15 protein-coding genes are annotated in these 11623 nt (G+C 76.0%); 6 read left to right on the plus strand and 9 right to left on the minus strand.

What is annotated here, in order from left to right; genetic code table 11:
* Window positions 1–24 precede the first annotated feature (24 nt).
* Both LQ51_RS12050 and LQ51_RS12055 read right to left on the minus strand, forming a co-directional pair.
* On the minus strand, window positions 25–1041 hold the full coding sequence (locus LQ51_RS12050) for an ABC transporter permease subunit (protein ID WP_046565151.1): 1017 nt from the start codon (window positions 1039–1041) through the stop codon (window positions 25–27).
* Window positions 1038–1949 (minus strand): ABC transporter ATP-binding protein, encoded by a 912-nt coding sequence (locus LQ51_RS12055; protein ID WP_046565153.1) that lies wholly within the window; start codon window positions 1947–1949, stop codon window positions 1038–1040. The genes LQ51_RS12050 and LQ51_RS12055 overlap by 4 nt, the downstream gene beginning before the upstream one ends.
* 118 nt (window positions 1950–2067) lie before the next feature.
* Between LQ51_RS12055 and LQ51_RS12060 the strand changes: the two genes are divergently transcribed.
* The 3 genes from LQ51_RS12060 to LQ51_RS12070 all read left to right on the plus strand — a co-directional run bounded on the left by LQ51_RS12060 (window position 2068) and on the right by LQ51_RS12070 (window position 4291).
* The gene (locus LQ51_RS12060) at window positions 2068–3189 is read left to right on the plus strand and encodes a sensor histidine kinase (RefSeq protein ID WP_046565156.1); all 1122 of its coding nucleotides are present in this window, start codon (window positions 2068–2070) and stop codon (window positions 3187–3189) included.
* Entirely contained in the window at window positions 3186–3842 is a 657-nt protein-coding gene (locus LQ51_RS12065; protein WP_046565158.1) for a response regulator, read from the plus strand. Before LQ51_RS12060 ends, LQ51_RS12065 begins: the two co-directional genes overlap by 4 nt.
* A 98-nt stretch (window positions 3843–3940) precedes the next feature.
* Entirely contained in the window at window positions 3941–4291 is a 351-nt protein-coding gene (locus tag LQ51_RS12070) for an STAS domain-containing protein (RefSeq protein WP_046565161.1), read from the plus strand.
* A gap of 122 nt (window positions 4292–4413) precedes the next feature.
* Here LQ51_RS12070 and LQ51_RS12075 read toward each other — a convergent pair whose 3' ends face one another.
* Both LQ51_RS12075 and LQ51_RS12080 read right to left on the minus strand, forming a co-directional pair.
* Window positions 4414–4782 (minus strand): FKBP-type peptidyl-prolyl cis-trans isomerase, encoded by a 369-nt coding sequence (locus LQ51_RS12075; protein ID WP_046565163.1) that lies wholly within the window; start codon window positions 4780–4782, stop codon window positions 4414–4416.
* 172 nt (window positions 4783–4954) lie between these two features.
* Complete coding sequence (locus LQ51_RS12080) at window positions 4955–5527, minus strand: DoxX family protein (RefSeq protein WP_046565208.1); 573 nt, start codon at window positions 5525–5527, stop codon at window positions 4955–4957.
* Between the two features lie 226 nt (window positions 5528–5753).
* On the opposite strand from LQ51_RS12080, the gene LQ51_RS12085 reads away from it, so the two are divergent.
* Complete coding sequence (locus LQ51_RS12085; RefSeq protein WP_046565165.1) at window positions 5754–6452, plus strand: CBS domain-containing protein; 699 nt, start codon at window positions 5754–5756, stop codon at window positions 6450–6452.
* A 65-nt stretch (window positions 6453–6517) separates the two neighbouring features.
* On the opposite strand, the gene LQ51_RS12090 is transcribed toward LQ51_RS12085, so the two are convergent.
* From LQ51_RS12090 to LQ51_RS12110, 5 genes are all read right to left on the minus strand, one after another.
* Window positions 6518–7234: a helical backbone metal receptor gene (locus tag LQ51_RS12090; RefSeq protein WP_046565168.1), complete on the minus strand. Its 717-nt coding sequence runs from the start codon at window positions 7232–7234 to the stop codon at window positions 6518–6520.
* A 65-nt stretch (window positions 7235–7299) separates the two neighbouring features.
* A complete protein-coding gene (locus LQ51_RS12095) occupies window positions 7300–7851 on the minus strand; it encodes a hypothetical protein (RefSeq protein ID WP_046565171.1) in 552 nt (183 codons plus the stop codon).
* Window positions 7848–8366 carry a hypothetical protein gene (locus LQ51_RS12100; RefSeq protein WP_052744830.1) on the minus strand — a complete coding sequence of 173 codons (519 nt, stop codon included), beginning with the start codon at window positions 8364–8366 and terminating at the stop codon, window positions 7848–7850. Before LQ51_RS12100 ends, LQ51_RS12095 begins: the two co-directional genes overlap by 4 nt.
* Before the next feature lies 1 nt (window position 8367).
* The gene (locus tag LQ51_RS31200; RefSeq protein ID WP_052744831.1) at window positions 8368–8742 is read right to left on the minus strand and encodes an Asp23/Gls24 family envelope stress response protein; all 375 of its coding nucleotides are present in this window, start codon (window positions 8740–8742) and stop codon (window positions 8368–8370) included.
* Window positions 8743–8755: 13 nt separating this feature from the next.
* Entirely contained in the window at window positions 8756–8944 is a 189-nt protein-coding gene (locus LQ51_RS12110) for a hypothetical protein (RefSeq protein WP_046565173.1), read from the minus strand.
* Window positions 8945–9209: 265 nt separating this feature from the next.
* Between LQ51_RS12110 and LQ51_RS12115 the strand changes: the two genes are divergently transcribed.
* Together LQ51_RS12115 and LQ51_RS12120 are read left to right on the plus strand one after the other, a co-directional pair.
* A complete protein-coding gene (locus tag LQ51_RS12115; protein ID WP_046565214.1) occupies window positions 9210–10076 on the plus strand; it encodes a PDDEXK family nuclease in 867 nt (288 codons plus the stop codon).
* Window positions 10077–10326: 250 nt separating this feature from the next.
* Complete coding sequence (locus LQ51_RS12120) at window positions 10327–11604, plus strand: hypothetical protein (protein WP_046565174.1); 1278 nt, start codon at window positions 10327–10329, stop codon at window positions 11602–11604.
* The last annotated feature ends 19 nt before the right edge of the window (window positions 11605–11623 follow it).

Genomic DNA, 11623 nt, shown 5'->3' on the forward strand with positions numbered 1-11623 from the left:
CGTCGGGGACCGCCCGGGAACCGCTCAGGTCACCCGGCGGCGGACCTGCCACCGGCCGAAGCCGGCCAGCAGTCCGCTGAGGGTCAGGTAGATCCCCGACTCCAGGAACTGGAACATCCAGTAGCGGTGGTTCGGCTGGTACGACAGCACCACGTGCAGGTCGAGCCCGCCCAGGCAGACCGCCGCGTCGCCGAACGTGCCGGTGGCGCCGGTGGCCGGCGGGTCCTGGAAGCAGCGGTCGAACCGGTCGGTGGCGAGCGGCCGGCCGTCGGCGGTCAGCAGCTCGCTGACGTCGCTGACCCAGGCGTCCGGCACCGACAGCCCCTTCACCACCGGCGCTCCGGTGATGCTGCCCAGGCCGCGCGCCTCGTTGATCGCCGCCGCGGTCATCGGCCGGGAGACCGTCACCGGGGGCATCAGGTGCGGCCGGACCACGTTCGGCAGCACGAACTGCACGATCGCGAACGCCACCGCGGTCAGCGCCATCGCCGGCAGGGTCCGCCGGACCAGCAGCCCGATCACCGTGCCGAGGCTGAACGCGAAGGCCGCGTACGCCACCGGCGCCAGGTTCCGGGCCCCGAAGACGATGGTGCTGAACCGGTCCCCGGCGAGCCGGTCGACCGGGCTGGCCGCCCAGGTCAGCAGGGCACTGGCCAGGCCCGCGACGGCCATCGCGGCCAGCCCCACCACCAGTAGCTTGACGGTGAACCAGCGGGTCCGGGTGACGCTCTGGTTCCACACCAGCCGGTGCGTGCCCGCCTCCAGCTCCCGGGCCACCAGCGGCGCGCCCCAGAACATGCCCAGCGCCGCCGGCACCAGGGCGAGCAGCCCGGCCAGGTACAGCAGGGTGTTCTGGTACTCGCCGAGGAACTGGGCGAGGGCGCGCCCGCAGTCCCCGCCCGAGTGGCAGCGGGACAGGTAGGCGTCGTGGTCCCGCCGCACGGCCAGACCCAGGTGCACCAGGTACGCGGCGAGCAGGGTCAGCCCGGCGAGGCCGGCGAGCGCCGACGCCCGGAACTGCCGCCAGGTCAGCCAGGTCATCGCCGTACCCCCAGCGGCGTGACCGGTCCGGCCGGCGCACCGGCGGCCCGGCTCAGGTACGCCAGCACGAGTTCCTCGAGCCGCACCGGCCGCACCGGCCCGGGCAGCGGCCCGGCGCCCGGCGCGATGCGGACCAGGCACCGGTCGTCCGGGCCGGCCGGCTCCCGCCGTACCGGCTCCACCCCGGCCGGCAGCCGGTCCCGCGCGCCGCGCGGCACGGCGAGCCAACCGTGCTGGGCGAGCAGGTCGGTGACGTCCCCGGCGAGCTGGACCCGGCCGGCGGCCAGCACCACCAGGTGGTCGCAGATCCGCGCCACATCACCGAGCAGGTGTGAGGAGAGCAGCGCGCTGGCCCCCAGCTCACCGACGAACTCCATCAGGTGGTGCAGGAAACCGTCCCGGGCGAGCGGGTCCAGGGCGGCGGCCGGCTCGTCGAGGATCAGCAGTTCGGGCCGCTTCGCGGCGGCGATGGTCAGGGCGAGCTGGGCGCGCTGCCCGCCGGAGAGCCGGCCGGCCCGCTGCGACCGGTGCAGCCCGACCTGGTCGACGCGCCGCGCCGCCAGGGCCGGGTCCCAGGACGGGTTGAGCCGGGCGCCCATCCGCAGGTGATCGCCCACGGTCAGGCCCGCGTACACCGGGGTGTCCTGGGCGACGTAGCCGACCCGGGCCAGGTGGGCCGCGTCGGCGGCGGGTCGGGCGCCGAGCACCCGCAGGGTGCCGGCGGTGGGGGTGATCAGTCCGCAGGCGAGTTGCAGCAGCGTGGACTTGCCGGCGCCGTTCGGCCCGACCAGGCCGATCACCCGGCCGCGGGGGATCCGCAGGTCGCAGTGGTCCAGTGCGACCCGCTTGCCGTACCGCTTCGTCAGGCCCTCGGCGTGCAGCACCGGTGGGGAGTTCTCTTCGGTCATGCCCCGAGCCTGCGCGGCCGCGCGGGTCCCGCCATCAGTCCGGTGACCGGTTGCCGGCTGTCGACGACCCTCCTTTTGACCGGTTCGGCCGGCGACGCGACTGCCTAGCCTGGGCGGCATGGGAGTGACGGATCGGTGGGCCGCGGTGGCGCAGGTCGGGCTCGGCCTGGTCTTCGCGGCGGCGATCACGTTCCAGGCGACCGCGTTGGCGGCGAGCTGGGGCGGGACGTACTGGTGGTTCGACTGCGGGGTCGGCGTGGTGGTCGCGCTGCTCGCGCTGGCCCGGCGGTGGCATCGGGGGTGGACGGCGACCGCGGGCCTGGTGGTCGCGCTGGTCGCCGTCCTGGTCGCCGACCGGGCCGGGCTTCCGCACGAGCCGGGTCCGGCCGCCGCGCTGCCGTTGGCCGTGCTGGTCGGCTCGGCGGTCGCCGCGCTGCCGATCGTGGCGGCGGGCGCGGTCGCCGGGGGCGGGCTCGTGGTGCTGGTGGCCACCGGGTGGTCCGCCGGCCTGACCGCGGTGACCTGGTGGAACCTGGTGGCCTGGCTGGCCGCCGTCGGGGTCGGCGGCGCGTCGCGGGCGATCGCCGCGCGCCGCCGCGCCACCACCGAGCGGATCCGCCAGGACGAACGCCTGGACCTGGCCCGGGAGCTGCACGACGTGGTCGCCCACCACATCACCGGGATCGTCGTGCAGGCCCAGGCGGCGCAGCTGGTCAGCGAACGCCGCCCGGAGCGGGCCCGCCAGTCCCTGCCCGGCATCGAGTCGGCCGGCGCCGAGGCGCTCGCCGCGATGCGTCGGCTGGTCGGCCTGCTCCGCGACGACTCGGACGGCGCGCCCGCCTCGGCCGGCCCGGAGCAGCTCGCCGAGTTGGTCGCCCGCTTCGAGCGGCACGGCGTGGCGGTGACCCTGCGCGTGCCGGATGACGACCCGGGGTGGCCGCCGGAGGTGGCGGGCACCGGGTACCGGGTCGTCCGCGAGGCGCTGACCAACGTGGCCCGGCACGCGACGGGCGCGCGGAGCGTCGCGGTCACCGTGGCCACGGCCCCCGGCTCGGTGACCGTCGAGGTGGTCGACGACGGACCGCCGGCCCGTGCCCGGCACCCCCGGCGCGGCTACGGCCTGGTCGGGATGCGCGAGCGGGTCGAGGCCCTCGGCGGGACGCTCACCGCCGGTCCCCGCCCGGGCGGCGGCTGGTCCGTCTCGGCCGTGCTGCCCGTGCCGGCCGGGGAGCGCCGGTGACCATCCGGGTGCTGCTCGCCGACGACCAGGCGATGGTCCGGGGCGGCCTGCGGATGATCCTGGAGGACCAGCCGGACATCGAGGTGGTCGCCGAGGCCGTCGACGGGGTCGACGCCGTGGCGCAGGCCCGGCGGCTGCGTCCGGACGTCTGCCTGGTCGACATCCGGATGCCCCGCCTAGACGGCCTCCAGGTCACCCGGGCGCTGGCCGGTCCGGGCGTGCCCGACCCGCTGCGGATCGTCGTGGTGACCACCTTCGACCTGGACGAGTACGTCTACGGCGCGTTGCGCGGCGGCGCGGTCGGCTTCATCCTCAAGGACGCCGGCCCGGCCCTCCTGGTCGAGGCGGTACGCGCCGCCGACAACGGCGACGCGCTGGTGTCCCCGTCGCTGACCCTGCGGTTGCTGCGGCACCTGAGTCCGCCGGCGGAGCCGCCCGGCGACCGGTTCCGGCCGGCGCTGTCGGCCCGGGAGCTGGAGGTGGTCCGGGCGATCGCCCGGGGCCGGACCAACCAGGAGATCGCGGCGGAGCTGTTCATCTCGCTGAGCACGGTGAAGAGCCACCTCTCCGGCATCCTGCAGAAGCTGGGCGCGCGCAACCGGGTGGAGATCGCGGCCTGGGCCTGGTCACACCGGCTCGTGGAGAGCACCTGAGGGTTTACCCGGAGAAGGTCGGGGTGGCACCCGGTACCTTCCCGGATCCCGCCCGGCGGGCGGCCGGAAACGTCGGTGCCGGGGGATAGGTTTCCGGCATGAGGCAGCGCGGCGACCGGTTCCACGTCGAGATCAGCGTGACCGACCAGGCGGTGGACGTCCGGCCGGTCGGCGAGATCGACATCGCCACCGTGGGGTCGTTCCGGGCGGCGCTCTGGGCGGCCCCGGCCCGGCCCGTGCTGCGGGTGGAGCTGTCCGGCGTGCGGGTGCTCTCCGCCTCCGGGGTGCGCGCGCTGGTCGCCGCCCACCTGCGGGTCCGGGCCCGGGGCGGCGAGCTGGTGCTGGTCGATCCCGATCCGGTGGTGGCGCGGGTGCTGCGGGCCACCGGCCTGCACCGGGTGATGGCGGTGCGCGAGTCGGCCCGGCGGGGCGAGCTGGTCCCGGCCTGACCGGTGGCGGCACAGCCGCCGCCGCGAGCGCCGGACACCGGGCGGCCGGCGGCCGACACCTGGGCGGCAAGCCGGGCGGCCGGCGGCGTGACGCCGCCGGCCCCGGCGTGCCTCGGCGTCGCTCAGCGGACGCCGAGCAGGTCCACCACGAAGACCAGGGTCTCGTTCGGCTTGATCAGTCCGCCGGCGCCCCGGGCGCCGTAGCCCAGGTGCGGCGGGATGGTCAGCCGGCGCCGGCCACCGACCTTCATGCCGACCACGCCCTGGTCCCAGCCGGCGATGACCTGGCCGCCGCCGAGCGGGAACTCGAACGTCTCGCCCCGGTTCCACGACGCGTCGAACTCGCGCCCGGTGGAGTGGGCCACGCCGACGTAGTGCACGCTGGCCAACTGGCCGGGGCGCGCCTCCGGGCCCTCGCCGACCGTGATGTCCTCGATGACGAGATCGGCGGGCGGGGCGCCCTCGATCGGGCCAACCTCGGGCTTGTCCATGAACGGGTCTCCTCGGTGCTGACGGTGCGGTCACCGTCGATCCTGCCCGATCGTGTCCGGCCGATACGCGACGGTCCCCGCCGCGGCGTGGCGGCGGGGACCGGTGACGGCACGAGGTGGCGGGCGCCGCCTCTCGGCGACGCCCGCCCGGTGGGTACTGCGGTTGGTGACTTCACTTCAGCCAGGGCAGCCGCTGGACGATGGGGAGCTTCGCCCACACCTTGCCGAGGCCGAGGGTGTTGCCGGCGCCGACCAGGGCCAGGACCGCGAGGACACCGGCGTAGATGAGGTGGTCGTCCATGAAGAGGTTGTTCTCGGGGGGCAGGACGGCCGTCCACATCATGACCAGCAGGAGCCCACCGGCGACCGCGGCGATCCGGGTGCCGATGCCGAGCATCAGGGCCACACCGATGCCGAGCAGGCCGAGCATGAACAGCCAGTCCGCCCAGGCCGCGCCGGCGATCTCGTTGTAGAAGCCCTTGAACGGGCCGGCCGCGCCGAAGGTCAGGAAGCCCTTGGTGGGGCTGCCACCGTTGATCCAGGCGGCCTTCGCGGCGGTCTCGTGGCCCAGGCCGAACATCTTGTCCAGGAAGGCCCAGAGGAACGTCCAGCCCAGCGCGATCCGGAGCCCGGCGAAGATGTACCGGGTGGCCTTCTGCGCGGTGGTCTCGGCGTGCCGGGTGGTCTTGGCCGCCGGGGTGATGGTGTTGGCGTTGGCGGTGATCCGCTCGATCGTCGCGGTCATGGTGTCCACGTCCCTTCTCTGCTTCGCACCGCTCTTCCCGGTGGCATCTCTATTCCACCGCTGCCGCGCCGTCCCGAGCAGGGCCGACGGGCCGCTCCCGACCGGGACCTTGGACCCCTTGCCGCCCGGTCCGGTCGACCCGGGCCGCCCCGGCCGGCCGCCTCTGACCGGCGGGCGTCGGCCGGCCTAGCGTCGCGGGTGGAAGCCCCGGTCGAGGAGGTTCGTGATGAGGACATGGCAGGTGGACGACGTGATGACCAGGGACGTGGCGACCGCGCGGGAGGAGACTCCCTACCGCAAGATCGTGGACGTGCTGATCCGGCGTGGCATCAGCGCCGTGCCCGTGGTGGACTCGTTCGGCCGGGTGCTGGGCGTGGTCTCCGAGGCCGACCTGCTGCACCGGGTGGAGCGCGCGGGTCACCCCGACGAGCGCCGCGTCTTCGAGGGACGGCGCCGGCGCACCGCCCGGGAGAAGGCGGGCGCGCTGGTCGCCAAGGACCTGATGACCAGCCCGGCGGTGACCACCACGGCGCGGGCCTCGCTGCCGGCGGCGGCCCGGCTGATGGACCGTGAGGTGGTCAAGCGGCTGCCGGTGCTGGACGACCTGGGCCGGCTGGTGGGCATCGTGACCCGCAGCGACCTGCTCCGGGTGCACCTGCGCACCGACGCGGAGATCCGCGAGGACGTGGTGCAGGAGGTGCTGCGCCGGGTGCTCGCCGTCCGGGACGGCCTGGTCACCGTGCAGGTCCGCGACGGCGAGGTCACCCTCGACGGCCGGCTGGACCGGCGGAGCGCCGTCGAACTCGCCGGGCGGCTCGCCGCCCACGTCGGCGGCGTGGTCCAGGTGCACAACGCGATCGGGTACGACGTGGACGACACCACTCTGCGCGAGCTGGACCCGGTGCACGCCACGCCGATTGCCTGAGCCGGCGTCCGGGGCGGGCGGGACGGCCCGCCCCGGGTCACGCCGCCCGGGTCACGCCGCCCGGCTCACGCCGCCCGGGCCAGCTGGGCCGCGAGCAGCCGGGGCGCCGCGGTGAGCGACGGTCCGTACCAGGTCAGGTGGCGGCCGGAGATCAGCGCGGCCGGCACCCCCGGAAAGGCCTCCGGCCCGTCCTCGGCGGTGAACCGGTACGGCTCGTCCGGCAGCACCACCAGGTCGGGCTGCCGGGCCCGCAGCTCGGCGAGGCTCGGGCGCGGGTACCGCTCGTCGTGCGTTGCCCACTGGTTGGCGACACCGAGGCGACGCAGCACGTCCCCGGCGAAGGTGTCCCGGCCGAGCACCACCCAGGGCCGCCGCCACACCGGCACCACGGCGGCGCGCGGCGCCGCCGGGACGGGCGGCTCGGCCCAGGCGCGGCGGGCCGCGCGCAGCCACTCCGGTTCGGTGGGTACGCCCAGCGCGGCGACCAGCTCGCCGAGCTGGGTCAGCGCCTCGGGCACGGTACGCGGAAAGGTGACCCGCACCGGCACGCCGGCCGCCGCGAGCGCGTCCGCGTCGGCGCGCCGGTTCTCCTCCTCGTTGAGCAGCACCAGATCCGGCCGCAGGGCCAGCACCCGGTCCAGGTCCGGGTATTTGCTGCCGCCGACGCGGGCGACGTCGAGCCCGGCCGGACGGGTGCACCAGTCGGTGGCGCCGACCAGCACCTCGGGGCGGGTCAGCGCGACCGCCTCGGTCAACGACGGCACCAGCGACACCACCCGCACGACCGCTCCCTCGCTCGGCTGCGCCCATCCTCGCCCACCGGCTCCGGCGGTGCTGCTCCGGGCGCTCAGCGGGCGGACTCGTCGAGCAGCGCGGTGACGTCCAGGTGCGCGGGGCGGCAGCCCATCGTCGCCGCGAAGCGCCGCACGGCGGCGTCGACGTGGTCGCGCACGGCGGCCAGTTCCGCCTCCGGGGCCAGCCGCACCTCGACCCAGACGTCCGGCCGGGCCACCGGTCCGGTGAGCACCACCCGGGCGTGCCGTGCCCCGGGCGCCCGCAGCAGGTCCCGTTGCAGCGCGTCGGTCAGCACGGCGCCCGCCACCCGGGTCCGCCCGCCGCCGTCCGCCGGCCGCGCCAGGGTGCCGTCCAGCCGGTCGGGCACCCGCAGGGCAGCGACCAGCAGCCGCCGTCCGGCCAGGGCCAGCAGCAGCCCGCCGACCGTCACCGCCAGCGCGCTCCACGGCGTACCGGCCCGCCACCAGCGCAGCAGGGCAGCGCCGAGCAGCGGCGCGTCCCCGCCGGGCAGCCCGCCGGCGCCCACCGCGAGGGCGACCCCGCCCCCGGCCACCAGCAGCAGGGCGAGCACCGTCCAGAGCAGCCGGTGCGCGGCGTTGCTCACGGCGCCCGCCGGGACGGCACGAGCCGGACCTCGATCCGGCCGGGAGCCGGCGCGGCCAGCCGCTCGAGTTCCCGGCGCAGGGCGAACTCGACGTCGGCGCGGGCCGCCGGGTCGCCGGTGGCGGTGACCCGGGGCCGCCAGGCTTCGCCACGGCGGCGCACCCGCACCCGCGCCCGCCGGATGCTCGGCACCGACCGGACCGTCCGGGCCAGTCGCCGCTCCACGCCCCGGCGGTGCAGGTGCCAGCCGTCGTGGCCGGCGGCGGGCAGCCGGACCGGGCGCCACCGGCGCAGCTGGGCGGCGAGCACCACCAGGCCGAACAGGGCGAGGCCGGCGGCGACGGCGCGCACCGGCGGGTCCTGCCACCGTGCCCCGGTCAGCGGGGCGGACCAGCGGCCGAGCAGCGGGCCGGGCCGGCCCAGCGCCGCGAGCAGCCCTGCGACGGCGACCAGCGCCCCGCCGACGAGCAGCGCGACGGCGAGCAGCAGGGTGGCGACCCGGTTGACGGTACGCACGTCAGCCCCCGGCCGCCGGGCGGGCGGTCCGGTCGCCCGCCGTCCCGGTGTGTTCGGCGGGCAGCCGCAGGTCCACCACGGTGACGGTGACGGACTCGACGGTCAGGCCGGTGCACGCCTCGACCTGGTCGGCGATCCGCCGGCGTACCGCCTCGGCGACCGTCGGCAGGTGCGCGCCGTGGTCCACCACGAGATCGAGATCGACCCGGGCCACGTTCCCGGCCACCCGGACGGTCGCGGCGGGGGAGGAGGCGGCCGGCGTACGGCCCGTTGCCTCCTCGGCGAGGCGGGCGATCCGCCGTTCGGTCCAGCGCGTGGCGGGCGCGGTCCGGGCACGCCCGGGTGTGCTGTCGCGCCGGGGCAGGGTGCCGGTCATCCGGGCGCCCGGCTCAGCGGCGCCGGCCCGCGGTCACCCGGTCGGCGAGGCCGGGGACGGTGACGTCGCCGTCGACGAGCCGGACCAGCAGCCAGCCGACCAGCCCGGCCAGCGTGGCGGCCGCGGCGGCGCCGGGTCCGCCCAACGCCCAGACCGCGACCAGGAGGAACCCGGCGAGGAACCCGAACTGCTGGCGCGTCATCTCCGCCTCCGCTCCACCCACCGACCGGACCGGCGGGGGCGTACCCGTTTCCGCGCCGGGCAGTCGTGGCGGGCCGCCCGGCCTGAAGGACAGCAACTGGCCGTTGCTGCATCGACCGGCGGGCGGCGCGGGACGGCGCCCGACCGGCCGGGGCGGCGGGCCGCCGGGTTCGGTGCCCGCGTCGGCCGCCGCCTCCCGTTCGTCCGGTTCGGGCAGGACCTAGACTCGCTCCGGTCGACCGAGGCGACGGATGGATCTGGCGAAGATGACGAGTACCCGCACCGAGGCGGCCGCCTGGCTGCGTGCGGTCCCGGCCGGGGGCCCGACCTCGCCCACCCGCTCCGGTCTGGTCGTCCACCCCGCCCGCCGGCTCAGCGAGCTGGTGCAGGGCCGGCCGCCGGGCATCACCGGCCACCAGTGGAGCACCGCCATCCGCGAACTCCTCGACCAGGTGGTCTGCGCGGCCGACACCGGGTGGCCGGTGTTCGCCGTCGCGTTCGCCCCGCCGGCGGAGCCCGGCTCGCCGGCACGGCGCGCCGAGCGGTTGACCGGCACGGTCTGTGCGGCCGTCGGCCTGCCGCTGCTGCGGGTCGAGTCGGCCACCCTGCGGGGCGCGGACCACGGGCGCCGCCTCGTCGAGTACGTCATCGACGCGCGGGCGTACGCGGCCGGCACCGGCCCGGACGGCGGCGACGCGGTGGGCTTCCGGGACATCCTGGGCCGGCTGCCCGACGGTCGCCGTGGTCCGGTCAACGATCTGGGCGCGCTGGCCCGGGCGGCGGCCGTCGCCGGGTACGTGGATCGCGCCCTCGCCGACCCGATCCTGCGCGGGCTGCACGTGCGCTGGACCGGCGGCCCCGCCGAGGGATGGGGCTGGGTCGAAGTGCGGCCCGGCCGGTGCCTGGTGGAACGGGTCCGGCTCGACGTCGGGCGGTTCTCCTGCGGGATCGACCCGGGCCGGCTCGCCGAGGACCTGGCCGCGCTGGCGGTGGGGGAGCGGCTGCGTGACCTCGCGGCCGGGGAGCCGCCGCTGGTGGCGCGCGACGAGGTGCGCCGCCAGATCCGGGCGCTGGCGGCCCGGCGGGACGAGGCCGACGGCGGCTTCGCCTTCGACCACCTCTACGCCGACTGAGGTCGCGGCCCGGCCGGACGTCGCCGAAAAATCTCCCGATCGCCGGTTGAACCATCGCCGCCGTCGCTCCGTACCTAAGCGGGAATGGACGAGATCTTCCCAGCCGCGCGGCACAGGCGCGGTGACGGTGCGGAAAGGGCATCGTCGCTCGTCGACGTGCAACCGGAACGTCGCAGTGATCCTCACCCCGAAATCCGTCGGTCCGCCAGGGTCACGAATCAGCTACCGGATCGAGAAGGAGAGCAATTCGATGCGCAGGTCCACACGGGCGCGCCGGTCATCCGGTAACGCGCGGAGCAAGCGGCTGCTGGCCGTGGTCGGCACGCTCGCGGTCTTCGGCGGCATCGTCGCCGTCACCCAGATCTCGTCCGCCCAGGACCGGCGGACGAACCTCCGGTCGGCCTCGGCGTCGTGCACCGCCCCGAGCCCGGGCTCCACCGCGCCGGCACAGCAGGGCAGCACCACCCGTACGTGGCAGAACGGCCGCTGGGTCCGCAACCACTGGGGTGACGGGCAGATGTCGGTCGCCGAGTGCGAGCAGACCAAGGGGGGCGGCGCGGGCGCCGGCACCCCGAAGGTGACCTGCCCCGACGTCCGAGCCAAGCTGCCCGAGGTGCCCGCGCAGGCGCGCGCCGAGGTGGACCGTAACCTGGCACTGCTGGACAGCCAGATCGCCGAGGCCAACCGGCAGCTCGCGGCGAACGCCCGCAAGGGTGGCGACGTCATCAACAACACCGTTCTGCGACCGCTCGCCGACCGGCGGACCGCGACGTTGAACCGGATCGCCACGGCGATCGGCCGGGTCGCGCCGCGGCCGCAGGGACTCGACGAACTCGCCCAGTGCGCAATCGCGGACAACCCGCAGACCGGCGGCCAGAATGGTGGCCAGACCGGCGCGCCGAATGGCGGTCAGACCGGCGCGCCGAATGGTGGTCAGACCGGCGGTAACAATGGCGGCGGGCAGAACGGCGGCGGCACGAACGGGCTGGAGGTGCTGGCCAAGGACTGCTCCGGCAGCCAGCTTGAGGCGCACAACGGTTTCCAGGCCGGGAACCGCTGCGTGAGCACCGCATTCGGTGAGGTCGGCGCGGCGGAGAACAATCCCTCGCTGCTCATCACCCAGTTCCCGAACCGGGTCCAGCGCAACCAGCCGTTCACGCTCCGGGTCACCACCCGCAACCTGATCCGCGACCGGTTCCTCGCCGCCGGCCAGGGCGGCTACTACCTGGAGAGTTCCCTGCTCAACGACCAGGGCCTGGTGCGCGGCCACTTCCACACCGCCTGCCGGATGCTGGGTAGCACCCGCCAGCCCCCGAACCCGCAGGACGTGCCGGCGTTCTTCGTGGCCACCGAGGACGGCCGGGGCAGCTCCGAGGCGGACGACGTGCTCATCCAGGTGCCCGGTCTGGCCCAGTCGGGGATCGCCCAGTGCGCGGTCTGGGCCGGTGACGGCTCGCACCGCATCCCGATGATGGAGCGGGCCAACCAGACCCCCGCCTTCGACGTGGTGCGGATCCGGGTCAACTGACCTGGCGCGACGGCCGGGG

The sequence above is a fragment of the Micromonospora sp. HK10 genome, from assembly GCF_000982955.1.
Lineage (GTDB): Bacteria > Actinomycetota > Actinomycetes > Mycobacteriales > Micromonosporaceae > Micromonospora.